The organism is Leisingera sp. XS_AS12, from assembly GCF_041224635.1.
In the GTDB taxonomy this organism is placed as follows: domain Bacteria; phylum Pseudomonadota; class Alphaproteobacteria; order Rhodobacterales; family Rhodobacteraceae; genus Leisingera.
The window spans coordinates 65,109-87,252 of the sequence record NZ_JBGFGM010000121.1 but is presented as its reverse complement, the minus strand read 5'-3'; the positions used below and the strand labels follow the sequence as shown (position 1 = coordinate 87,252).

General features: G+C 64.8%; 20 protein-coding genes. 16 read left to right on the top strand and 4 right to left on the bottom strand.

Going from position 1 to position 22,144, the window contains the following annotated elements:
* Nucleotides 1-129 precede the first annotated feature (129 nt).
* Entirely contained in the window at nucleotides 130-963 is an 834-nt protein-coding gene (locus AB9K35_RS19750) for a prephenate dehydratase (RefSeq protein ID WP_369928768.1), read from the bottom strand.
* 119 nt (nucleotides 964-1,082) lie between these two features.
* Here AB9K35_RS19750 and AB9K35_RS19745 point away from each other — a divergent pair, with 119 nt between their 5' ends.
* The 7 genes from AB9K35_RS19745 to AB9K35_RS19715 all read left to right on the top strand — a co-directional run bounded on the left by AB9K35_RS19745 (nucleotide 1,083) and on the right by AB9K35_RS19715 (nucleotide 9,015).
* On the top strand, nucleotides 1,083-1,592 hold the full coding sequence (locus AB9K35_RS19745; RefSeq protein WP_369928766.1) for a cytochrome c family protein: 510 nt from the start codon (nucleotides 1,083-1,085) through the stop codon (nucleotides 1,590-1,592).
* Nucleotides 1,593-1,822: 230 nt separating this feature from the next.
* Nucleotides 1,823-3,781, top strand: coding sequence for an extracellular solute-binding protein (locus tag AB9K35_RS19740; RefSeq protein WP_369928764.1), 1,959 nt, complete (start codon nucleotides 1,823-1,825; stop codon nucleotides 3,779-3,781).
* 9 nt (nucleotides 3,782-3,790) lie between these two features.
* Nucleotides 3,791-4,873, top strand: coding sequence for a microcin C ABC transporter permease YejB (locus AB9K35_RS19735; protein ID WP_222454754.1), 1,083 nt, complete (start codon nucleotides 3,791-3,793; stop codon nucleotides 4,871-4,873).
* Between the two features lie 3 nt (nucleotides 4,874-4,876).
* Complete coding sequence (locus AB9K35_RS19730; RefSeq protein WP_369928762.1) at nucleotides 4,877-5,983, top strand: ABC transporter permease; 1,107 nt, start codon at nucleotides 4,877-4,879, stop codon at nucleotides 5,981-5,983.
* A gap of 134 nt (nucleotides 5,984-6,117) precedes the next feature.
* A complete protein-coding gene (locus tag AB9K35_RS19725) occupies nucleotides 6,118-7,713 on the top strand; it encodes an ABC transporter ATP-binding protein (RefSeq protein ID WP_369928760.1) in 1,596 nt (531 codons plus the stop codon).
* 162 nt (nucleotides 7,714-7,875) lie between these two features.
* The gene (gene fnrL / locus AB9K35_RS19720) at nucleotides 7,876-8,604 is read left to right on the top strand and encodes a transcriptional regulator FnrL (RefSeq protein ID WP_369928758.1); all 729 of its coding nucleotides are present in this window, start codon (nucleotides 7,876-7,878) and stop codon (nucleotides 8,602-8,604) included.
* Nucleotides 8,605-8,757: 153 nt separating this feature from the next.
* The gene (locus AB9K35_RS19715) at nucleotides 8,758-9,015 is read left to right on the top strand and encodes a GlsB/YeaQ/YmgE family stress response membrane protein (protein WP_222454758.1); all 258 of its coding nucleotides are present in this window, start codon (nucleotides 8,758-8,760) and stop codon (nucleotides 9,013-9,015) included.
* A 74-nt stretch (nucleotides 9,016-9,089) separates the two neighbouring features.
* Here AB9K35_RS19715 and AB9K35_RS19710 read toward each other — a convergent pair whose 3' ends face one another.
* Nucleotides 9,090-9,929 carry a universal stress protein gene (locus tag AB9K35_RS19710; RefSeq protein WP_369928756.1) on the bottom strand — a complete coding sequence of 280 codons (840 nt, stop codon included), beginning with the start codon at nucleotides 9,927-9,929 and terminating at the stop codon, nucleotides 9,090-9,092.
* Nucleotides 9,930-10,133: 204 nt separating this feature from the next.
* Here AB9K35_RS19710 and ccoN point away from each other — a divergent pair, with 204 nt between their 5' ends.
* Genes ccoN through ccoP form a run of 4 tightly spaced genes read left to right on the top strand, consistent with a single transcriptional unit; the run spans nucleotide 10,134 to nucleotide 13,577 of the window.
* Nucleotides 10,134-11,747 (top strand): cytochrome-c oxidase, cbb3-type subunit I, encoded by a 1,614-nt coding sequence (gene ccoN, locus AB9K35_RS19705; RefSeq protein ID WP_369928754.1) that lies wholly within the window; start codon nucleotides 10,134-10,136, stop codon nucleotides 11,745-11,747.
* A gap of 14 nt (nucleotides 11,748-11,761) precedes the next feature.
* Nucleotides 11,762-12,490 (top strand): cytochrome-c oxidase, cbb3-type subunit II, encoded by a 729-nt coding sequence (gene ccoO / locus AB9K35_RS19700; protein WP_369928752.1) that lies wholly within the window; start codon nucleotides 11,762-11,764, stop codon nucleotides 12,488-12,490.
* A gap of 11 nt (nucleotides 12,491-12,501) precedes the next feature.
* Nucleotides 12,502-12,711, top strand: coding sequence for a cbb3-type cytochrome c oxidase subunit 3 (locus tag AB9K35_RS19695; RefSeq protein ID WP_369928750.1), 210 nt, complete (start codon nucleotides 12,502-12,504; stop codon nucleotides 12,709-12,711).
* Complete coding sequence (gene ccoP / locus AB9K35_RS19690) at nucleotides 12,708-13,577, top strand: cytochrome-c oxidase, cbb3-type subunit III (protein WP_369928748.1); 870 nt, start codon at nucleotides 12,708-12,710, stop codon at nucleotides 13,575-13,577. The genes AB9K35_RS19695 and ccoP overlap by 4 nt, the downstream gene beginning before the upstream one ends.
* A 90-nt stretch (nucleotides 13,578-13,667) precedes the next feature.
* Here ccoP and AB9K35_RS19685 read toward each other — a convergent pair whose 3' ends face one another.
* Complete coding sequence (locus AB9K35_RS19685; RefSeq protein WP_222454764.1) at nucleotides 13,668-14,360, bottom strand: DUF2270 domain-containing protein; 693 nt, start codon at nucleotides 14,358-14,360, stop codon at nucleotides 13,668-13,670.
* A gap of 476 nt (nucleotides 14,361-14,836) precedes the next feature.
* Here AB9K35_RS19685 and AB9K35_RS19680 point away from each other — a divergent pair, with 476 nt between their 5' ends.
* The 5 genes from AB9K35_RS19680 to ccoS all read left to right on the top strand — a co-directional run bounded on the left by AB9K35_RS19680 (nucleotide 14,837) and on the right by ccoS (nucleotide 20,193).
* The gene (locus AB9K35_RS19680; protein ID WP_369928746.1) at nucleotides 14,837-15,715 is read left to right on the top strand and encodes a LysR family transcriptional regulator; all 879 of its coding nucleotides are present in this window, start codon (nucleotides 14,837-14,839) and stop codon (nucleotides 15,713-15,715) included.
* Nucleotides 15,716-15,913: 198 nt separating this feature from the next.
* Nucleotides 15,914-17,353, top strand: a complete 1,440-nt coding sequence (gene ccoG, locus AB9K35_RS19675; protein WP_369928744.1) for a cytochrome c oxidase accessory protein CcoG — start codon at nucleotides 15,914-15,916, stop codon at nucleotides 17,351-17,353.
* A gap of 3 nt (nucleotides 17,354-17,356) precedes the next feature.
* Nucleotides 17,357-17,821: a FixH family protein gene (locus AB9K35_RS19670; RefSeq protein ID WP_369928742.1), complete on the top strand. Its 465-nt coding sequence runs from the start codon at nucleotides 17,357-17,359 to the stop codon at nucleotides 17,819-17,821.
* A 4-nt stretch (nucleotides 17,822-17,825) separates the two neighbouring features.
* Nucleotides 17,826-20,003, top strand: a complete 2,178-nt coding sequence (locus tag AB9K35_RS19665) for a heavy metal translocating P-type ATPase (protein WP_369928740.1) — start codon at nucleotides 17,826-17,828, stop codon at nucleotides 20,001-20,003.
* 28 nt (nucleotides 20,004-20,031) lie between these two features.
* Nucleotides 20,032-20,193 carry a cbb3-type cytochrome oxidase assembly protein CcoS gene (gene ccoS / locus AB9K35_RS19660; protein WP_369928738.1) on the top strand — a complete coding sequence of 54 codons (162 nt, stop codon included), beginning with the start codon at nucleotides 20,032-20,034 and terminating at the stop codon, nucleotides 20,191-20,193.
* 120 nt (nucleotides 20,194-20,313) lie between these two features.
* On the opposite strand, the gene AB9K35_RS19655 is transcribed toward ccoS, so the two are convergent.
* On the bottom strand, nucleotides 20,314-21,942 hold the full coding sequence (locus tag AB9K35_RS19655) for an alkaline phosphatase family protein (protein WP_369928736.1): 1,629 nt from the start codon (nucleotides 21,940-21,942) through the stop codon (nucleotides 20,314-20,316).
* Nucleotides 21,943-22,144 lie beyond the last annotated feature (202 nt).

Genomic DNA, 22,144 nt, shown 5'->3' with positions numbered 1-22,144 from the left:
CGGCCGCGTCGCTAGAACGGCGGTATGGCCTGCACGAGGTTGCTGCCCGCGCGGACGCAGGCAGGGAGGCTGACTTGAACGGTGTTTGAAGCCGTAGCGCGACCGGGGGCGACTGCCGAAATCGTGGCGTCAGAACCGGCCGTGGTTGGCCGGGTAGACGCCCAGAACCTCGACGTTGGTGGTGAAATACTTCAGCTCATCCATCGCCAGCTGCACATTGGGATCTTCGGGGTGGCCTTCGATATCGGCATAGAACTGGGTCGCCGTGAAGGAGCCGTCGACCATGTAGCTTTCCAGCTTGGTCATGTTGATGCCGTTGGTGGCAAAGCCGCCCATCGCCTTGTAGAGCGCGGCGGGAATATTGCGGACCTGGAACACGAAGCTGGTGATCATGCTGTGGGTGCCGCGACGGCGGTAATCCGGTTCCGGCGCCATGATCAGGAAGCGGGTCGTGTTGTCGCCATTGTCCTCGATGTGGCGCGCCAGCACCTCCAGCCCGTAGATTTCGCCGGCCAGTTCGCTGGCCAGGGCCGCCACGTGCTTGTCGCCGGCTTCGGCCACGTCACGGGCCGCGCGGGCGTTGTCGGGGCTGACCCGGCCCTGGATGCCGTGTTCGCGCAGGAAGGTGCCGCATTGCGGCAGCAGCACCAGGTGCGATTTCGCCTCGCGGATGTCTTCCAGCTTGGCCCCCGGCACGCCCAGCACGTTGATGTGCACCCGCACGAAGGCCTCGTCGATGATGTGCAGCCCGCTGTGGGGCAGCAGGCGGTGAATGTCGGCCACCCGCCCGTAGGTCGAGTTCTCGACCGGCAGCATCGCCTGTTCCGCCTCGCCGCTCTTGACCGCTGCGATGGCGTCTTCAAAGGTGCGGCAGGGCAGCACCTCCATGTCGTGGCGCGCGTTGCGGCAGGCCTCGTGGCTGTAGGAGCCCAGCTCCCCCTGAATGGCGATCTTGCGGGTCATGGGTGTGTTTCCGGTGCAAAACTTCAGCAAATGGGCGTTTCGTCGCGCTGTCTATACCTTGCCACTGGCGAGGGGAAGCCTTAGACACCCCCCCAGACAGCTAAATGGACCCGCGATTCATGTTTGACACAATGACCCTTACCAAAGCGACCGCAGGTTTCTGTGGCGCGTTCCTGGTATTCCTCCTGGGCAAATGGGCCGCAGAAGAACTGTATCACGTGGACAGCCACGGAGAGGCTGCCTACGTGATCGAAGTCGCCTCCGCCGATGACGCGGCCAGCGACGAGCCGGAGGTCAGCTTTGACGAGCTGATGGCCTCGGCTGATGTCGCCAAAGGCGCAAAAGTATTCAAGAAGTGCTCGGCTTGCCACAAGCTGGAAGATGGCGCTAACGCCACGGGTCCCTATCTGTATGGGGTTGTTGGCCGTGATATCGCCTCGGTTTCCGGTTTCGGCTATTCGGGTGCTCTGACCGCTCTGGCGGACAAGGACTGGACGCCGGAAGAGCTGGATGCCTTCCTGGCCAAGCCGTCGGCCTATGCTTCCGGCACCACCATGTCGTTCTCCGGGCTGAAGAAACAGTCGGATCGGGTGAACCTGATCGCCTATCTGGACAGCCTCGACGACTGATCCGTCGCTGTCCCAGCTATCCGAAAAAGCCGCTGCCCCGGGCAGCGGCTTTTTTGCCGTTTGGGCAAGTGTTTGCCGTGTGACCGGGCGCTGGGCGGGGATTGTCCGGATTGTGACGGATGGTGACGGAAATCCTCCAATCTCAACTTGAAAGTGACCGCCGGCGGACATTAGCTTGGGAAGGCAGAAAACTCCGGCGGCAGGCACCGGGCAACAGGAGGTCAAGGCAGATGAAAACGGCTCAGGCTGTGGCGCGGGCACGCGTGAAGGAACGGGCGTATCCGATGCAGACCGCAGTGATGTTCGCGCAGATGTTGGCGCTGTCGCTGATCCTGGCGCTGACGGCGACGTTGGCGCAAGCAGAGGGCACGCCCGAGGCGGAGGCCGCTGACACGGTCATCACCAGCCACGGGTATTCCTATTTCGGCAATCTCGACTACCCGGCCGATTTCGAGCATTTTGCCTATGTGAACCCGGATGCGCCCAAAGGGGGCGAGATTTCGCTCGGGGCATCGGGCACCTTCGATTCGCTCAACCCCTATTCCCGCAAAGGTCGCGCCGGGGCGCTGACCACGATCCAGTATGACAGCCTGCTGGTCAGTTCCGACGACTCCATCGGCCAGTACTACGGCCTGCTGGCCGAGAGCCTGGAGTACGACGAGGGCCGCAACTACGTGATTTTCCACATGCGCCCCGAGGCACGGTTCTGGGACGGCACGCCGGTGACGGCCCATGACGTGGTCTATAGCCACAAGCTGTTCATCACCCAGGGGTTGCCGTCCTATGCGCAGGCGGTGGGCCATATGGTGACCAGCGCCGAGGCGCTCGACGACCTGACGGTGAAATTCACCTTCCACCCCGAGGTCAGCCGCCGCAGCCTGATCGAGACCGTAGGCAATACCACCGTGTTCTCCAAGGCGTGGTTCGAAGAGGACCCGGAAAACCGCCGCCTGGATGAGCCGCGCCTGGAGGTGCCGGTGGGCTCGGGCCCCTACAAGCTGGAGAGCTTCGACGTCAACCGTCGCATCGTCTACACCCGCCGCGATGACTATTGGGCCAAGGATCTGCCGGTGAACCGCGGCCGCTACAACTATGACCGCATCCGGGTGGAGTATTTCGCGGACCAGACCGCCGCGTTCGAGGCCTTCAAGGCGGGCGAATACACCTTCCGCCAGGAAACCGACGCCAAGCGCTGGGCCTCGGGCTATGACTTTCCGAAGCTGGCGGCGGGCAGCGTGGTGATGGATGAAATCCCGGATGGCAGCCCGCCGTCGCCCTCGGGGTTCGTGTTCAACCTGGCCAAGCCGCAGTTTGCCGACAAATCCGTGCGCAAGGCACTGGCGCTGGCGTTCAACTTTGAATGGGTGAATGAATCGCTGCTGTTCGGTCTCAGCACGCAGCGCGACTCCTTTGTCGAAGGCACTCACCTGGAGGCCACCGGCGTGCCCGAAGGCGCGGAACTGGCGTTCCTGCAGAGCCTGGGCGACGTGGTGCCGGCAGAGGTGCTGGAAAATGAAGTGGTCACCACCCATACCTCGAAGCCGGATCGGCTGAATGACCGCCGCAACCTGCGCAAGGCCTCGCAGATGCTGGACGAGGCTGGCTGGCCTGTGGGCGATGGTGCCTTGCGCCGCAATGCCCAGGGGCGGACGCTGAAGGTGAACATTCCCTATCCGTCCAACATGACGGGATCCGTCGCCACCATGATCGAAACCTATGTTCAGAACCTGCAGGCCATCGGCGTCGATGCCACGGCGGAGAAGGTCGATCCCGCGCAGTTCACGCTGCGCAGCCGGGAACGGGATTACGACATGGTCTATACCGACCGGTATGGCGCGTTTCTGACCACCGGTGGCGGTCTGACGCAGATGTATGGCTCCAAGGAGGCGGAGTTCAGCCTGTTCAACCCCGCGGGCCTCGCCAGCCCGCTGGTGGACGCAATCCTCGAGGGGTCCTTCGACACCACCAACCAGGAAGAGCAGGACGCGGCGCTGATGGCGCTGGACCGCGCCTTGCGCTACGAGTTCTTCGTGATCCCCGACGGGTATGTCGCGGAATATTGGACCGCTTACTACGACATGTATGCCTATCCCGAGACGCTGCCGCCCTTCACTTTGGGCTACCTGGACCTGTGGTGGGTGGACCCCGAACGCGAAGCGGCGCTGAAGGCGTCCGGCGCGTTGAGGTAACTCCCCGACATGGCAGCCTATATTCTTCGACGCCTGCTTTTGGTGATCCCGACGCTGTTCGGCATCATGGTGGTGAATTTCGTGCTGGTGCAATTCGTGCCCGGCGGCCCGATCGAGCAGATCATCGCCCAGCAGCAGGGTGCCGGTGACGTGTTCGAGGGCTTTGCCGGTGGCAGCGGCGCCGAGATCGAATCCGGCGGCGCCACGGATCGCTATGCGGGCGCCCAGGGCCTGCCGCCCGAGTTCATCGAGGAGCTGGAGCGCGAATTCGGGTTCGACAAGCCGCCGCTGGAGCGGTTCATCAACATGATGTGGAACTACGTGCAGTTCGATTTCGGCGAGAGCTATTTTCGCAAGATCGGCGTGACCGAGCTGGTGCTGGAGAAAATGCCGGTATCGATCTCGCTTGGCCTGTGGTCGACGCTGATCGCCTATCTGATCTCGATCCCGATGGGCATTCGCAAGGCGCTGACGGATGGCTCGCGGTTCGACACCTGGACCAGCGGCGTGATCATCGCGGCCTATGCGATTCCGTCGTTCCTGTTTGCGATCATGCTCCTGGTGCTGTTTGCCGGTGGCTCCTACTGGCAGATATTCCCGTTGCGCGGGCTGACCTCGGACAACTGGGAGGATCTGAGCCTGTTGGGCAAGGTGGCCGATTATTTCTGGCACATCGCGCTGCCGGTGCTGGCCTCGACCATCGGTGCCTTTGCGACGTTGACGCTGCTGACCAAGAACTCCTTCCTTGATGAGATCAAGAAGCAGTATGTGATGACCGCCCGCGCCAAGGGGCTGAGCGAGAACCGGGTGCTGTACGGCCATGTGTTCCGCAACGCGATGCTGATCGTGATCGCGGGTTTTCCGTCGGTGTTCATTGGCATCTTCTTTTCCGGTTCGTTGATCATCGAGACGATCTTCTCGCTCGACGGTCTGGGGCGGCTGGGGTTCGAGGCCGCGGTGGCGCGGGATTACCCGGTGATCTTCGGCACGCTGTTCATCTTTGGCCTGATGAGCCTGGTGGTCGGGATCATTTCGGACCTGATGTATGTGCTGGTCGATCCGCGCATCGACTTTGAAAAGCGGGAGGGCTGAGCCATGGCACTTTCCCCCCTGAACCAGCGCCGCTGGAACAATTTCCGCAAGAACAAGCGCGCCTACTGGTCGCTGATCATCTTCTCGGTGCTGTTCACGCTGTCGCTGTTTGCCGATTTCCTGGCCAATGAAAAACCGATCCTCGCCAGCTACCGCGGCGAGCTGTACACGCCGATCTTCAAGTTCTACCCGGAGACCGAATTCGGCGGCGATTTCCAGACCGAGGCGCCCTACCGCGACCCGGAGGTGGAATGCCTGATCCGCTCCGGCGGCATCGAGGATTGCTTTGACGATCCCGAGGGCATCCTGGAGCAGATCGATGCGGGCACCTATCAGGCCGATGGGTTCTACGAAGGCTGGACGCTGTGGCCGCCGATCCCCTACAGCTACAACACCTCCGTCGACCGCCCCGGCGCGGCGCCCCTGCCGCCCAACAGCCAGAACTGGCTGGGCACCGACGATACCAAGCGCGACGTGCTGGCGCGGGTGATCCACGGCTTCCGCCTGTCGATCCTGTTCACCCTGATCGTGACCGGCGCGGCGACGGTGCTGGGCATCATCGCAGGTGCGGTGCAGGGCTATTTCGGCGGCTGGCTCGACCTGATCTTCCAGCGCGCGATCGAGATCTGGAGCGCGACGCCGACGCTCTATGTCATCATCATCATGTTCGCGGTGCTGGGGCGCAGTTTCTGGCTCTTGGTGTTCCTGATGGTGCTGTTCGGCTGGACCGCGCTGGTGGGCGTGGTGCGGGCCGAGTTCCTGCGCGCGCGCAACCTGGAATACGTGCGCGCCGCCAAGGCGCTGGGGGTCGGCAACATGACCATCATGTTCCGCCACATGCTGCCCAATGCGATGGTGGCGACGCTGACCATGATGCCCTTCATCGTCACTGGCACGATCTCGTCTTTGGCGGGGCTGGATTTCCTCGGCTTCGGGCTGCCGTCCTCGGCGCCGTCGCTGGGCGAGATGACGTTGCAGGCCAAGCAGAACCTGCAGGCGCCCTGGCTGGCCTTCACCGCCTTCTTCACCTTCGCGATCATGCTGTCGCTGCTGGTGTTCATTTTTGAGGGCGTGCGCGATGCCTTTGATCCGCGGAAGACGTTTTCATGAGGATAATTTCGGAAACAAACGCGAGGGCTGTGCCTGCCTGGGCGGGCGCAAATGCGCCTGCCGAGGGGCAGGCAGGCGCAGCCCGGGCCGCAAACGTCCCGGGCGGAAACTGGGTTACCGGAGACGCAGAATAGATGACCACGACAAACGCTCCCCTTCTGAACGTCCAAAACCTCCGCGTCTCCTTCCGTCAGGACGGCAAGCTGACGGAGGCCGTGCGGGGCGTCTCCTTTTCCGTGGGGCGCGGCGAGACCGTGGCGCTGGTGGGCGAGTCGGGCTCCGGCAAGTCGGTTTCGGCGCTGTCCACCGTGTCGCTGCTGGGTGACAGCGCGATTGTCGAGGGCTCGGTCACCTACGACGGGCACGAGATGGTCGGCGCGGATGAAAAGCACCTGATGCAGGTGCGCGGCAATGACATCAGCTTCATCTTCCAGGAGCCGATGACCTCGCTCAACCCGCTGCACACGATTGAGCGCCAGCTGGCGGAATCGCTGGCACTGCACCAGGGGCTGGCAGGCAAGGCGGCGCGGGCGCGGATTTTGGAGCTGCTGGACAAGGTCGGCATCCGCGATGCGGAAAACCGGCTCAGCGCCTATCCGCACCAGCTGTCCGGCGGCCAGCGGCAGCGGGTGATGATCGCCATGGCGCTGGCCAACAAGCCCGACATCCTGATCGCGGATGAGCCGACAACGGCGCTGGACGTGACCATCCAGGCGCAGATCCTCGACCTGCTGGCGGAGCTGAAGAAAAGCGAGGGCATGGGGCTGTTGTTCATCACCCATGATCTGGCCATCGTGCGCCGCATTGCCGACCGGGTCTGCGTGATGAAGAACGGCGAGATCGTCGAGGAGGGCCCGGCAGCGGAGATCTTTGCCGCGCCCAAGCACCCCTATACGCAGAAATTGCTGGCGGCGGAGCCTTCGGGCCAGCCGAAGCCGGTGGCACCGGACGCGGAGGAGCTGGTCTCGGCTCGCGATCTCAAGGTCTGGTTCCCGATCCAGCGCGGGCTGCTGAAACGCACCGTGGGGCACGTCAAGGCGGTGAACCCGATGTCGCTGCGGGTGCGCGCGGGCGAGACCCTGGGCATCGTCGGCGAGAGTGGTTCGGGCAAGACCACGCTGGCGCTGGCGATCATGCGGCTGATCGCGTCCGAGGGCGCGGTGACCTTCTGCGGCCAGGACCTGCGCAAATGGTCCACCCGTGAGCTGCGCCGTCTGCGCAAGGACATGCAGATCGTGTTCCAGGATCCGTTCGGCTCGCTCAGTCCGCGGATGACCTGCGCGCAGATCATTGCCGAGGGGCTGGCCATCCACAAGGTGGACCAGCACCGCAAGCCGCGCGAGCTGGTGGCGGAGGTGATGCACGAGGTCGGCCTCGACCCGGCGGCGATGGACCGCTACCCGCATGAATTCTCCGGCGGCCAGCGCCAGCGCATCGCGATTGCCCGCGCCATGGTGCTGCGCCCCAAGCTGGTGGTGCTGGACGAGCCCACCTCGGCGCTGGACATGACGGTGCAGGTGCAGATCGTCGAGCTGCTGCGCGATTTGCAGGCGCGGCACGGGCTGGGCTACCTGTTCATCAGCCATGACCTCAACGTGGTGCGGGCGATGTCGCACAGCGTGGTGGTGATGAACCAGGGCGACGTGGTCGAGGCAGGGCCGGCGGCGGAGCTGTTTGCCAATCCGAAGGCCGAGTATACCCGCAAGCTGCTGGCCGCGGCCGGGGGCTGAGGGAGGGGGCTGAGCCGCGCCGACGGGTCAGCTGCGGCAGCAGGGCGCAGCGGGCGACCGGCATTAATCCGGGCCGCCCCGATTGAGCTTTGTGGCTGCTTCCACTAGGTTGTGGCGGACAGGCCAAGGCCTGCCTTGACCCAGATCAAACGGGATCCTCTCATGAATGCGCCTGTCCTGTCCCAGTCCAGATGCGCCGACTGCCCGATCCGCCACCGTGCCGTTTGCGCCCGCTGCGACGCTGATGAGCTGGAGCAGTTGGACGCCATCAAGTACTACCGCAGCTATGAAGCCGGCCAGCCGGTCATTTGGTCCGGTGACCAGATGAGTTTCGTCGGCTCGGTCGTCACCGGTATCGCCTCGCTGACGCAGACGATGGAAGATGGGCGGACCCAGATGGTCGGGCTGCTGCTGCCCAGTGATTTCGTTGGTCGGCCGGGACGCGAGGGCGCCGCCTATGACGTGGTCGCCACCACTGACCTCGTGATGTGCTGTTTCCGCAAGAAGCCCTTTGAGGATCTGATGGAGCGCACCCCGCATATTGCCCACCGGCTGCTGGAGATGACCCTGAACGAGCTGGATGCCGCGCGGGAGTGGATGCTGGTGCTGGGCCGCAAGACCGCCCGGGAGAAGATTGCCAGCCTGCTGGCCATCATCGCCCGTCGCAACGCCGCGTTGACCCCGGGGGACGACACCGACACCGCCGAGTTCGATCTGCCGCTGACCCGCGAGGCGATGGCCGATTATCTCGGCCTGACGCTGGAGACGGTCAGCCGTCAGATGTCGGCGCTGAAGCGCGACGGTGTTATCCAGTTGGCGGGCAAACGCCATGTCACGGTGCCGGACATGACGCGCCTGCTGGACGAGGCGGGCACCGACAGCGAAGACTGATCCCGGATGCCGCCAGGGCGGCCGCATCTGGCTGTGACAGCGCCCCCGCGACCGGGCCTTGTGGTCACGGTTGCGCGGTTTGCGACCGTGATGGGCTGACCGCAGCGAGGGCCTGTGCTCTACTGCCACTTGTGCAACGCTGAGGAGGCCGCAATGGAGTTTGGAAGTCTTATCGGGATGTTGATCGTCGGCGCGCTGGCCGGTTGGCTGTCGGGCAAGATCATGCAGGGGCGCGGGTTCGGCCTGCTGGGCAATATCATCGTCGGCGTGGTTGGCGCGTTTCTGGCCGGTGTCATCTTTCCCGCCCTTGGCTTTGCCGCGGGGGGCGGTTTCTTCTGGTCGCTGGTCCATGCCACGATCGGCGCCGTGATCCTGCTGTTCCTGATCGGTCTGATCCGCAAGGCCAGCTGACCCTTAAGGCGCCCCGTGACAGGGCGCCTTGCTGACCGGCTGGATGCTGGGCGGATTTGAAACCGCCGTGGCGGTCAGTGCGCCATCAGTACCGGCACGCGCGCCTGCTCGAGCATGTTGCGGGTCGCGCCCCCCAGGATCGCCTCGCGAAAGCGCGAGTGCCCGTAAGCGCCCATGACGATGAGGTCGGCGGCGGTGTCGGCGGCGTGGCGGTTCAGCACATCGGACACCCGTGGCAGGGTCTTGCTGAGCACGTCGATTTCGCAGGTGACCCCGTGGCGGGCCAGCATCTGCGCCAGCAGGCCGCCGGGGTCCGACCGTTCGCTGCTGTGCTGGGGCGGGTCGATCACCGCGAGGCGGACGAGATCGGCCTGCCGCAGGAAGGGCAGCGCATGGCGCACGGCTGTCATCGCTTCGAGGCTTTCGTTCCAGGCCACCACGACGGTTCCGGGCCGCCGCAACGATGCCTGCGCATCCGGCACCACCAGCACCGGGGCGCGGCCTTCGAACAGGGCGGCCTCGACGATGGGTTCGGCTTCGGCGCGTTTGCCCTCCCCGTAGGGCTGGCCAAGCACGACCAGATCCGAGAATCGGGCCCGGCGCGCCACATGGCGGCCAAGGTCGGCCATTTGGGCGACGCCCGTGTCGGTGGAAAAGGGCACGGCCGCGGCCTCCAGCGTGGTTATCGCCAGGGCTTCGAGCGCCTTGGCCTCCTCGCTGGCGCGGGCCAGGCTTTCCTGCAACACCAGCGCATTGGCCCCGGCGTAGTAATAGCCGGTCTGGGTGCGATCGACGCCCAGGCACAGCGCCTCTGCGTGGCCTCCAAAGGCGTCGGCCAGCGCGGCCGTTTGGGCCAGCGGTGCCGACGCGCTTTCGGCGGCGGACAAGACGGTTAACACGGATTTGTAGGCCATTTCGCACATCTCCTGACGGGCCGACGCCAGCCGCTGCGAGGGGCCGGGCGCGACATTTCACTGCACCTGTACAAGTGTCACATGTCGCCTTCTGACGTCTTGATGCAGATCAAGGCGGCAAGGATGCGCCTGCGGCATCAAGGGCACGGTCAAAACATGCCTCCGGGGCGCAAGATTCGCGGAGTGCAGGCAAAGGGACGCAAGATGTCTAATTATATCAAGCTGATAGCGCTTGGGTTGGTCACGCTGTTTGCGATGATCGGCACCAACTACGCGCGCGATCTGGCCTATCAGGTGCATGCGGTCATCGTGATGATCGTGGCTGGAGGGCTGTTTCTTTACACGCTGCGCCAGACCGGAGAACCGGTCCCCGCGACGGCGGCGCATCCGCAACACGAGTACTTTGACAGCGTGATCCGCGCTGGCACAATCGCCACCGCCTTCTGGGGCGTGGTGGGCTTCCTGGTCGGCACCTTCATCGCCTTCCAGCTGGCTTTTCCTTCCCTGAACTTCGAGTGGGCCGAGGGGCTGGCGAACTTCGGCCGCCTGCGGCCGCTGCACACTTCGGCGGTGATCTTTGCCTTTGGCGGCAACGCGCTGATCGCCACCTCGTTCTACGTCGTGCAGCGCACCTGCGCGGCGCGGCTGTGGGGCGGCAACCTGGCGTGGTTCGTGTTCTGGGGCTACCAGCTGTTCATCGTGCTGGCGGCGACCGGCTACCTGTTCGGCTCCACCCAGTCCAAGGAATACGCCGAACCGGAATGGCACGTTGACCTGTGGCTGACAATTGTCTGGGTCGCCTATCTCGCGGTCTTTCTGGGCACGGTCATCAAGCGCAAGGAGCCGCATATCTATGTGGCGAACTGGTTCTACCTGGCCTTTATCGTCACCGTTGCCATGCTGCATGTGGTCAACAACATGACCATCCCCGTCTCGATCTGGGGCTCCAAGTCGGTGATCGTCTGGCCGGGCGTGCAGGATGCGATGATCCAGTGGTGGTATGGCCACAACGCGGTGGGCTTCTTCCTGACCGCGGGCTTCCTGGGCATGATGTATTACTTCATTCCCAAGCAGGCCGAGCGTCCCGTCTTCTCCTACAAGCTGTCGATCATCCACTTCTGGGCGTTGATCTTCCTTTATATCTGGGCCGGCCCGCACCACCTGCACTATACCGCGCTGCCGGATTGGGCCTCGACGCTGGGCATGGTGATGTCGGTGATCCTGTGGATGCCCAGCTGGGGTGGCATGATCAACGGGCTGATGACCCTGTCGGGCGCCTGGGACAAGCTGCGCACCGATCCGGTGATCCGGATGATGGTGATTTCTGTCGGCTTCTACGGCATGTCCACCTTTGAGGGGCCGATGATGTCCATCCGCGCGGTGAACTCGCTGTCGCATTACACCGACTGGACCATCGGCCACGTGCATTCCGGTGCGCTCGGCTGGAACGGCATGATCACCTTTGGTGCGCTGTACTACCTGGTGCCGGTGCTGTGGAAGCGCGAGCGGCTGTATTCGCTGTCGCTGGTCAGCTGGCACTTCTGGCTCGCCACCATCGGCATCGTTCTCTACGCCGCGTCGATGTGGGTCACCGGCATCATGGAAGGCCTGATGTGGCGCGAAGTGGACGCCAACGGCTTCCTGGTGAACTCCTTTGCCGACACCGTTGCCGCGAAATTCCCGATGTACGTGGTGCGCGGTCTGGGCGGGGTCATGTTCCTCGCGGGCGCCATCATCATGTGTTACAACCTCTGGATGACCGTCCGGAAGGCACCGGCCAAAGAGGCCAGCCTGACGGCACCGGTCCCGGCTGAATAAGGAGCCAGGAAACCATGTCTATTCTCGACAAACACAAGATCCTCGAGACCAATGCGACCCTGCTTCTGGTGTGCAGTTTCCTGGTCGTCACGATCGGCGGGCTGGTGCAGATCACGCCGCTGTTCTACCTGGAAAACACCATCGAGAAGGTGGAGGGCATGCGCCCTTACACCCCGCTCGAGCTGGCGGGTCGGGAGGTCTACATCCGCGAGGGCTGCTATGTCTGCCACAGCCAGATGATCCGCCCGATGCGCGACGAGGTGGAGCGTTACGGCCACTACTCTCTGGCGGCGGAGTCGATGTATGACCGGCCGTTCCAGTGGGGCTCCAAGCGCACCGGGCCGGACCTTGCCCGCGTTGGCGGGCGCTACTCGGACGAGTGGCACGCCGACCACCTGCGCGACCCGCAGGCGGTGGTGCCGGAGTCGGTGATGCCGAAATACGGTTTCCTCGAGGAGACGCGTATCGATGGCAGATACATCGGCGAGGTGATGGCGACCAACGCCATGCTGGGCACCCCGTACACCGAGGAGATGATCGCGCAGGCGCAGGCCGACTTCCGCGCCCAGGCCGATCCTGACAGTGACTATGACGGGCTGCTCGAACGCTATGGCGAGAGCATCAACGTGCGCAACTTTGACGGCCAACCGGGGGTTTCCGAGGCCGATGCGCTGATCGCCTATCTGCAGATGTTGGGCACGCTGGTCGATTTCTCGACCTTCACCCCGGACGCAAGCCGGTAAAGGGGGCGGAGATGGAGTTCTATACGCTGCTGAGGCAATTCGCAGACAGCTGGATGATGCTGTTCCTGCTGAGCTTTTTCATCGGGGTGGTGATCTGGGCGTTCCGGCCCGGCAGCACCAAGGTCTACCGCGACACCGCCAATATTCCGTTCCGGCATGACGACGCGCCAGCGCCCGCCGGTCCGGCTGACGCCGCTGCCAAGAAGGAGGCAAAGGCATGAGCAAGAAAGCACAGAAATTCGAAGGCGATCCAAATACCACCGGCCATGAATGGGACGGGATCGAGGAATTCGACAACCCGATGCCGCGCTGGTGGCTGTGGACCTTCTATGCCACCATCATCTGGGGGCTGCTCTACACCGTGGCCTATCCGGCCTGGCCGCTGATCAATGGCGCCACGGCCGGTGTGCTGGGCTGGTCGACGCGCGCAGATGTCGCCGCCGAAATCGCCGCGGTCGAGGAAGCCAACGCGCCGATGAATGCGCGGCTGGAAGCGGCCGATCTGACGGCCATCGCCAGCGACAGCGAGCTGGGGCCTTATGCGGTCTCCGCCGGTTCCGCCGTCTTCAAGACCTGGTGCGCGCAGTGTCACGGCTCGGGCGCGGCGGGGGCCAAGGGCTATCCGAACCTGCTTGATGACGACTGGCTGTGGGGCGGGTCCATGGAGGAGATCCATGTGACCGTTGCCCATGGTATCCGCAACGAGGACAGCGACGAGGCGCGCTATTCCGAGATGCCCGCCTTCGGCCGCGACGAACTGCTGGCGAAGGAAGAGATCTCGCAGGTGGTCAATTTCGTCATGTCGCTGTCGGGGGAGCCGCAGGATGTATCCGAGGTTGCTGCCGGGGCAGAGGTCTTTGCGGAGAATTGTGCCTCCTGTCATGGCGCCGACGGCACTGGCGACCGCAGCCAGGGCGCGCCGAACCTGGCGGATGCGATCTGGCTCTATGGTGGCGACTACGCGACCCTGACCGAGACCGTGACAAATTCGCGCTATGGCGTGATGCCGGCCTGGAATACCCGGCTGACCGAGGCGCAGATCCGCGCGGTGTCAGCCTACGTGCATCAGCTGGGCGGCGGCGAGTAGGCCGATCACCGCAATCGTGACAGAAAAGGGCCACCCCGCGCGGGTGGCCCTTTTTCGTGCTGCCCTTGGTGGGCTGAAGCGATCCGCGGATCACCCCATGGAGGTCGCGGTCCCGCGCAGATGCGCGCGTCGGCTGTCGCTCCAGGTGCTCCAGGCGCTGATCCCGCCCCACAGAGCCACGTAGAAGGCGCCGGTGGCCAAAACCAACTCGCCTGGGAAGGGGCCGATGTCGGCACGGTTGACGGCCTGTTCCAGCGAGGTCACGGCGGTGGGATGCACCGCGATCTTGCCGGCATAGGCAAGGGTCTGGATCAGCAGGATCCAGAAGTAGTTGCGCCGGATCCGCCGCCCGATCGCCGTCATCTGGCTGACGTGGTATTCTGGCCGCAGGTAGTCCCGGGCCAAAACGGCCTGCCAGTTCTCCTCCAGATGCAGGTCGCCTTCGGTCAGCATCGGGGCATAGAAATGCGTCTCCATCCAGCGGGCGCGGGCGCGGAACACGTTGAAATAGCGGTAGCGGCGGGCTTCCAGCATCAGGAAGAAGATGATCAGCACCCCGACCAGGATCAGTGGAAGCGGCGAGGCTTCGGGCGAGGAAAAGGAGATCGACAGCGCCACCCCCAGCGTCACCACCGCCCAGTTGGTGGTGGTGTCCAGCCGGGTGCGCCAGATCGTGCTGCGGTAGATTTCGCCCCGGTAGAGATGCGCCAGTGCGCCCACCTCTGCCGCGCTCAGCGGTGCGCGGTGGGTGTCCGGATGCGGTGCCGTTTTTCTTGTGCCCATGATTTGAGCGTAGGTGCCTTGCCCGGGCAGGGCAAGTTTTTACCCGGTTCGGGCAGGCGGTTTGATCAGGATCAAATCGCGCGGGCAGCCGGGGCGGTACAGGTGATCGAGACACCTGATTGCCGCCCCTCCATCCCCCTTCAGGGGTGGCATGTGATCCCGCCCGGCAGACGTGCAGGCCCGGCGGGCGCTGCGCCGGCTTTCCGATCTGTTCGCGCGTTTCTGGGAAAGCCGGCGCTTTTTGCGTTTGCCGCGTGGGGCTTGGAGGGCGCGGCGGCAGTGCGGGACCTGTCGTTGTCGGCTTGGGGCTGGGGTGGCGTGATGCGGGTGGCGGTGAAGAGGCTCTGGGCAAGAATACCGATCATGTGTGGGCCCTCCTTGGGCAGATGGCTGGGTCTTTCGACCGTTGTATCCTTGCGCGGAGGCGCGATTCCTGCCAGTTAAGAAAAATCAGTATCTGTAAGGCTAGCTTACATATGGATTGGAAGGTCATGCCGCCTATGGCGGGGCTGCGCGCGTTCTGTGCCTTTGCCGAAAGCGGCAATCTGGTGCAGGCGGGACAGGCGTTGAATGTCAGCCACGCTGCCATCAGCCAGCAGTTGCGGGCGCTGGAAGCGCATCTGGGGGTCGCGCTGGTGGACCGCTCCGGGCGGTCTCTGGCGCTGACCGCGGAAGGTGAACATCTGGCGCGCGCGCTTCTGCTGGGTTTTGGCGCGATGCAGGCGGCCGTGCAGGAGTTGACCGGTGCGAGCGCCGCGCGGCCCCTGCATGTGACCTGCACCCCCAGTTTCGCGGCGCAATGGCTGGTGCCGCGATTGCCGGGCTTTCAGGGCGAACACCCCGAGGTCGAGCTGATGCTGGACCCGACCGGCACGCTGGTCGAACTGAAGCCGGGCGGCGTCGAGATCGCGTTGCGATACGGTGATGGCCAGTGGCCGGGGCTGGAGGCCGAGTTGCTTCTGGTCTCTCCGATGGTGGTGGTGGCGGCGCCGCAGCTGCTGGCGGGGCGTCGGGTCGACACTGCGGCGGATCTGCTGGACCTGCCTTGGCTCGAAGAGCTGGGCACCAACGAGGCAAGTCGGTGGTTCCGCTCGCAAGGGGTTGAGGACAGTCTGCGTGGCCCGCGCACCCGGTTGCCCGGCAACCTGCTGATGCAGGCCGTCCGGGCCGGGCAGGGGGTGGCGGTCAGCGTGCAGAACTTCGTCGAGGAAGACCTCGCCGAGGGGCGCCTGCTGGCCCTGTTCACCGAAGCGGAGGGCAGCGGCTATCACATCGTCACGCGCCCCGGTGTTCTGCGCCCCGAGGCCCGCGCCTTCATCGCGTGGTTGCGGCGTGAACGGGGGCGGGCGCAATAGCCGCAGGTTAGGGGGAGGCGCTGCGGCATCGTGCCTCTGGCGGCGGGTTGCGCACAGGCATAGGTGGCGGATTGCCTGCGGGACATCAGGTTCGGCGCGAAAACATGATTGTGTGATGCCTTTTTTGATCCACGTCAAAGTTGCCGCTCGCCGCATCTGGGACAAGGGCGCAAGACAGCCATAATCCGGAGTGAGTCCGTGAGCGATTCAGAACCCGCCCCCAGCCTGTATGCCGCACGTGAGCCGATCTTTCCGCGGCGCGTCTCCGGCAAGTTTCGGAACCTGAAGTGGTACATCATGGCGGTGACGCTGGGGATCTACTACCTGACGCCCTGGATCCGCTGGGACCGCGGCCCCAGCCTGCCGGACCAGGCGGTGTTGCTGGATCTGGCCGGGCGGCGGTTCTATTTCTTCTGGATCGAGATCTGGCCGCATGAGTTCTATTTCGTCGCCGGTCTTCTGATCATGGCGGGGCTGGGGCTGTTCCTGTTCACCTCGGCGCTGGGGCGGGTCTGGTGCGGTTATGCCTGCCCGCAGACGGTCTGGACCGACCTGTTCATCCTGGTGGAACGCTGGATCGAGGGCGACCGCAATGCCCGGCTGCGGCTGCACCGCCAGCAGGGCTGGGATCTGCGCAAGGCGCGGCTGCGTCTGACCAAATGGGTGGCGTGGCTGCTGATCGGTCTTGCGACGGGCGGCGCCTGGGTCTTCTACTTTGCCGATGCGCCGACCTTGCTGCGCGATCTGGTGACGCTGAATGCGCACCCCGTGGCCTATACGACGATGACGATCCTGACCTTGACCACGTTCCTCTTTGGCGGTTTCGCGCGCGAGCAGATCTGTATCTACGCCTGCCCCTGGCCGCGCATCCAGGCGGCCATGATGGATGAGGACACCTTGACCGTTGGCTATCGCGACTGGCGCGGTGAGCCGCGCGGCAAGCTGAAGAAGGCACCCGCCGCCGCAGTTCCGGAGCCGCAGGGCGACTGCATCGACTGCATGGCCTGCGTCAACGTCTGCCCGATGGGTATCGACATCCGCGACGGCCAGCAGATGGAATGCATCACCTGCGCGCTGTGCATCGACGCCTGTGACGACGTGATGGCAAAGATCGGCAAACCACGCGGGCTGATCGACTACATGGCGCTGTCCGATGAGGCCGAGGAGCGCGCAGGAAAGCCGCCCAGGAAAGTCTGGACGCATATCCTGCGGCCGCGCACGGTCATGTACACGGCCCTGTGGGGGCTGGTCGGGCTGGGGTTGCTGTTTGCCCTGTTCATCCGCTCCGACATCGAACTGACGGTGGCGCCGGTGCGCAACCCGACGTTTGTCACCCTGTCGGACGGTTCGATCCGCAATACCTACGACGTGCGACTGCGCAACAAGCACGGCGAGGCGCGGCCCTTCGCGCTGTCGATCAAGGGCGGCGAGGGCATGAGGATCGCACTGGAGGGCGTGGAGGGCACCATCGTCGAGGTGCCCGCCGACACCGCGCTGCTGCAACGGGTTTATATCGTCGCCCCGTCACAGGCGCCTGCCTCTGCTGCGGCAACGAGCCCGGTGCGGATCTGGGTCGAGGATCGCGACAGCGGGGAGCGGGCCTACAAGGATACCACTTTCAACGGACGGGGGAACTGAGCCATGGCGAAGCGGACACGGGAATTCACCGGGAAACATGCGCTGATGGTGTTCTGCGGGGCCTTCGCGGTGATCATTGGCGTCAACATTGCGCTGGCGGTAAACGCGGTACAGACCTTTCCGGGGCTGGAGGTGAAGAACTCCTACGTGGCCAGCCAGAAGTTCGACCAGCGCCGCAGCGCGCAGGAGGCGCTGGGCTGGTCGGTCTATGCATCGGCTGCGGGCGACGCGGTGCGGCTGGAGATCACCGATGCAGATGGCCAGCCGGTCGAGGTGGCCAAGCTGACCGCGACGCTGGGCCGGGCGACACATGTGCAGGATGACCAGCAGCCGCAGTTCACCTTTGACGGCACCGCCTATGTGGCCTCGGCCGACCTGGGGCCGGGCAACTGGAACATCCGTATGGTGGCGCGGGCCAGGAACGGCACCGAGTTCACCCAGCGGGTGATCCTGCATGTGAAGGGCTAGGGCCATGACCGTCCAGCCCCGCCCCACGCTCGCCGCCTGCCCGGCCTGCGTTGCCGCCCCGCAGGCCCCCGTCGAAGCCCCCCCGACCGAGGCCCGTCTGGCGCTGTCCCTGCCGGGCATTCATTGCCAGGCCTGCATTTCGACGGTGGAGCGCGCGTTGAACGCCCACCCCGCTGTGCATTCGGCACGGGTGAACCTGACTCTGAAGCGCGCCCTGATCGAGGCCGAGCCCGAGGTGCGCGCGGCCGACCTGATCCCGGTGCTGGCGAAGGTCGGGCATGAGGCGCATGAGTTGGATCTCGCCGCGCTTGCCACCACCGGAAGCGACCGGGCAGGGCGCGATCTGCTGATGCGGCTGGCGGTGGCCTTCTTTGCCTCGATGAACGTGATGCTGCTGTCGATTTCGGTCTGGTCCGGGGCATCGGACGCGACCCGTGATCTGTTCCACTGGATCTCTGCCGCGATTACCTTTCCGGCGGTCATCTTCTCGGCGCAGCCGTTTTTCGTGAACGCCTGGAGTGCCTTGCGGGTGGGGCGGCTGAACATGGACGTGCCGATCGTGCTGGCCCTGGTGCTGGCGCTGGTGACCTCGCTGTGGGAGACCGCGCTGTCGGGTGAGCACGCCTATTTCGACGCGGCGCTGACGCTGACCTTCTTTCTGCTGGCCGGGCGCTATCTGGATTACCGCACCCGCGCGGTGGCGCGCTCTGCGGCGGAGGAACTGGCGGCGCTGGAGGTGCCCCGCGCGCTTCGCCTTGGCGATGGCGGCGCGCAGGAGGTGCCCGTGGCGGAACTGGCGGTCGGCGATCTGATCCTTGTGCGCCCGGGCGGGCGGATGCCGGTGGACGGTGAAATCATCGACGGCCAGTCGGAGCTGGACCGCTCCTTGCTGACGGGCGAGACGCTGCCGGTCTATGCCGCCCCCGGTCTTGCGGTGTCGGCGGGCGAGGTGAACCTGACCGGCCCGCTGACCATCCGCGCGACGGCGGTGGGGGAGGACACCTCGCTGCACCGGATGGCGGATCTGGTGGCCATCGCCGAGTCGGGCCGCTCTCGCTATACCTCGCTGGCGGACAGCGCGGCCAAGCTCTATGCGCCCGGCGTTCATATCCTGTCGGCGCTGGCCTTTGTCGGCTGGTACCTCTGGACCTTTGACATCCGCATGGCGCTGAACATCGCCGCGGCAGTGCTGATCATCACCTGTCCCTGCGCGTTGGGGCTGGCGGTGCCTGCGGTGACCACCGCGGCCTCGGGGCGGCTGTTCAAACGCGGCATGCTGATCAAACACGCCACCGCGTTGGAGCGGCTGGCGGAGGTCGATACCGTTGTCTTTGACAAGACCGGTACGCTGACGGCGGGCACGCCGCAGCTGACCAACCTGCAGGAACATGCCATGGAAGATCTTGCGGTTGCGCTGGCATTGGCCGAGGCCTCGGCGCATCCGCTGTCGGTGGCGCTGGCCCGTGCGGCGCGGGACGCGGGCATTGCCGCGGCCGATGTGCAACAGATTGCCGAGGTGCCCGGCCATGGCACCGAGGGGATGTATCAGGGGCGGGTGGTGCGCTTGGGACGCGCAGCCTGGGTTGGTGCCGTGCAGGGCCGTCAGACGGCGGCCTGGCTGGATGTCGGCACCGGAGAGGCAAAACCGTTTCTGTTCACCGATGCGCTGCGCCCCGGCGCGGCGGAGGCGGTGGCCGCCCTGCGCGCAGCAGGCAAGGAGGTGCTGTTGATCTCGGGCGATACCGTCGGGGCGGTCGAGGAGCTGGCCGCGCGGCTGGGGATTTCCAAATGGGTGGCCGAGGCTCTGCCGGACGAAAAATCCGCCCGCGTTCAGAAGCTGACGAACCGCGGGCACAAGGTGCTGATGGTGGGTGATGGGTTGAATGACACCGCGGCGCTGGCGGCGGCGCATGTGTCGATCTCGCCCGCCTCGGCGCTGGATGCGGCGCGGGTGGCCTCGGATATCGTCCTTTTGGGGCAGGATCTGACGCCCATCGCCGAGGCCTGCAGCGTGGCGCAGAAGGCGACCCGCCGCATCCGCGAGAATTTCCGCATTGCCACGCTGTACAACGTGGTCGCCGTGCCGCTGGCGGTTGCCGGTCTTGCGACGCCCCTGATCGCGGCCCTGGCCATGTCTACGTCTTCGATAACGGTGTCGCTGAACGCCCTGCGCCTACGCTAGGCGCGGCCAAACAGGAGCTGAGCCTCATATGAGTGTGCTTGCCTATCTGATCCCGATTTCGCTGTTTCTCGGCTCGGTGGGGTTGATCGCCTTTGTCTATACGGTGCGCAGCAATCAGTATGACGACCCCGAGGGGGACTCGCGCCGGATCCTGAACGACGACTGGGACGACAAGCCTCGCCCGGACTGACCGCGCCACGCCCAAGCCTTTCGGCAGCGCCCCCTTGTGAGAGGCCACTCGGCACCGGCGGGCGGTTCGCCGCGGTGGCGCGGAGACCGGGAACGACCGGCCTCTCGCCCGATGATCCGCTCAGGACTTTTCTTGCTGGGCCGCCTCTGCCAGCACGTCGCGCAGTTCGTCTTCATTGCGATAGCCGATCAGGATTCCCACCTTTGCCTCTCCCAGGCTTGCATTCCGCCCCGCGATCACCGCGTCGGAAATCGTGGTGCGCTGAGAGGTGCGCCGGGTCCAGTCGAAGAACAACCTCTCCATCCGGGCGATTTCGTCAGCGTGGGCCGGACCGGCCCCAAGATCCTTCAGTTCGTCAGGATCGGTTTCGAGATCAAAGAGCATCGGCCGGAACCCTTCGGCAAAGATGTATTTCCACCGACCGTCGAACAGCATGGTCAGCTTGGCATCCTTGACCGCGACGCCGAGACGCTTGCGGACATCGCGCATCGAATAGTCGTATTCCGAAACCGCGACCTCGCGGACCTTCTCGGCCTGTCCATGCAGGATCGGAGAAAGCGACCGCCCCTCTATGATGTGGGGCACCTGTTCGCCGCCGAAATAGTCGAGGATCGTGGGCACCACGTCGATCGCTTCGACAAGCGCCGCGGAGCGCAGGCCGCGGGTGGCGTCGGCCTGCGGGCGGGGGTCGACCACGATCAACGGGATGCGGGCGGATGCATCGTGGAACAGCTCCTTCTCGCCCATCCAGTGATCGCCGAGGTAATCGCCGTGGTCGGAGGTGAAGACGATCATCGTGTCGTCGGTCAGGCGCTGCTCATCAAGGAAGGCCATCAATCGCCCGATCTGGTCGTCGAGTTGCTTGATCAGCCCCATATAGGCGGTCAGGACGCGGGTGCGCGTGCCCTCGTCGGTGAAGGCGCGGGAGACGCGCTCTTCCATGAAAGCGCCGAACACCGGGTGCGGATCAGCGCGCTCTGCTTCGTCGCGCACCGGTGGCAGATGCGTTTCGGGGCCGAACATGTCGTGGTAGGGCGCTGGCACGATATAGGGCCAATGCGGCTTGATGTAGCTCAGGTGCAGGCACCAGGGCGTGTCACCTGCCTCGCGGATGAAATCCATCGCCCGGCTGGTGGTGTAGGGGGTTTCACTGTCCTCTTCGGCGACGCGGGCCGGTTTGTCGGCATGGTCGAGAAACCAGCCGCTGAGAATGTTGCCGTCGGCATCCTCGGCGCTGTTGGCGACGCTTTGCCAGGGGTTTTCATCGGGCCAGCCGCGCTGCTTCATATGCTGGTCATAGGCCGGGTTTCGGGGGTAGCGCGGGCCATCCGGGTGCAGCCCGTCGTCGCGCTCGTAGGGCTCAAAGCCGCATTCCGCAACACGCACCCCGATTTCGCTGTCGGGGGCCAGGCCCAGCCGCCGCATGCCTTCGACATCCGCGGTCATGTGGGTCTTGCCGACAAGCGCAGTGCGCACACCCAGCGGGCGCAGGTGGTCGCCCAGCGTCATTTCACCCACTTTCAGCGGAATGTTGTTCCAGGTGGACCCGTGCGAGCTGACATAGCGTCCGGTGTAAAACGACATGCGCGACGGCCCGCAGATCGGTGATTGCACATAGGCCCGGTCGAACAGAACGCCTTTTTCGGCGAGCCGGTCGATATTCGGGGTGGGCAGGTGGGGATGACCGGTGCAGGACAGATAGTCCCAGCGCAGCTGGTCGCACATGATGAAGAGAACGTTTCGAGGCATGGTGACAGCTCACTTTCAGGCAGGCGAGGCGCGCAGCGCGCGCGCCCCGTGACGTTGGGGTCAGGCGCGGGCAATCTCGGGGATAGTTACGCCCAGATCCTCAATCACACGGCGTGCCCGATCGGTGTTCCGACACCGGGGGCAGCGCCGCCGTTGCGCCTCGCTGAAAAGGTATTGAACAGGTTCACTGTTGTCGAATAGG

Excerpts from the sequence above, each read along its gene's own strand:
- AB9K35_RS19665 (WP_369928740.1), top strand. The coding sequence starts at position 17,826 with ATGACCGTCCAGCCCCGCCCCACGCTCGCCGCCTGCCCGGCCTGCGTT.
- AB9K35_RS19745 (WP_369928766.1), top strand. The coding sequence starts at position 1,083 with ATGTTTGACACAATGACCCTTACCAAAGCGACCGCAGGTTTCTGTGGC.
- ccoO (WP_369928752.1), top strand. The coding sequence starts at position 11,762 with ATGTCTATTCTCGACAAACACAAGATCCTCGAGACCAATGCGACCCTG.
- AB9K35_RS19740 (WP_369928764.1), top strand. The coding sequence starts at position 1,823 with ATGAAAACGGCTCAGGCTGTGGCGCGGGCACGCGTGAAGGAACGGGCG.
- AB9K35_RS19735 (WP_222454754.1), top strand. The coding sequence starts at position 3,791 with ATGGCAGCCTATATTCTTCGACGCCTGCTTTTGGTGATCCCGACGCTG.
- AB9K35_RS19695 (WP_369928750.1), top strand. The coding sequence starts at position 12,502 with ATGGAGTTCTATACGCTGCTGAGGCAATTCGCAGACAGCTGGATGATG.
- AB9K35_RS19685 (WP_222454764.1), bottom strand. The coding sequence starts at position 14,360 with ATGGGCACAAGAAAAACGGCACCGCATCCGGACACCCACCGCGCACCG.
- AB9K35_RS19710 (WP_369928756.1), bottom strand. The coding sequence starts at position 9,929 with ATGGCCTACAAATCCGTGTTAACCGTCTTGTCCGCCGCCGAAAGCGCG.
- fnrL (WP_369928758.1), top strand. The coding sequence starts at position 7,876 with ATGAATGCGCCTGTCCTGTCCCAGTCCAGATGCGCCGACTGCCCGATC.
- AB9K35_RS19680 (WP_369928746.1), top strand. The coding sequence starts at position 14,837 with ATGGATTGGAAGGTCATGCCGCCTATGGCGGGGCTGCGCGCGTTCTGT.
- AB9K35_RS19670 (WP_369928742.1), top strand. The coding sequence starts at position 17,357 with ATGGCGAAGCGGACACGGGAATTCACCGGGAAACATGCGCTGATGGTG.
- ccoP (WP_369928748.1), top strand. The coding sequence starts at position 12,708 with ATGAGCAAGAAAGCACAGAAATTCGAAGGCGATCCAAATACCACCGGC.
- ccoN (WP_369928754.1), top strand. The coding sequence starts at position 10,134 with ATGTCTAATTATATCAAGCTGATAGCGCTTGGGTTGGTCACGCTGTTT.
- ccoS (WP_369928738.1), top strand. The coding sequence starts at position 20,032 with ATGAGTGTGCTTGCCTATCTGATCCCGATTTCGCTGTTTCTCGGCTCG.
- AB9K35_RS19730 (WP_369928762.1), top strand. The coding sequence starts at position 4,877 with ATGGCACTTTCCCCCCTGAACCAGCGCCGCTGGAACAATTTCCGCAAG.
- AB9K35_RS19725 (WP_369928760.1), top strand. The coding sequence starts at position 6,118 with ATGACCACGACAAACGCTCCCCTTCTGAACGTCCAAAACCTCCGCGTC.
- AB9K35_RS19750 (WP_369928768.1), bottom strand. The coding sequence starts at position 963 with ATGACCCGCAAGATCGCCATTCAGGGGGAGCTGGGCTCCTACAGCCAC.
- AB9K35_RS19655 (WP_369928736.1), bottom strand. The coding sequence starts at position 21,942 with ATGCCTCGAAACGTTCTCTTCATCATGTGCGACCAGCTGCGCTGGGAC.
- AB9K35_RS19715 (WP_222454758.1), top strand. The coding sequence starts at position 8,758 with ATGGAGTTTGGAAGTCTTATCGGGATGTTGATCGTCGGCGCGCTGGCC.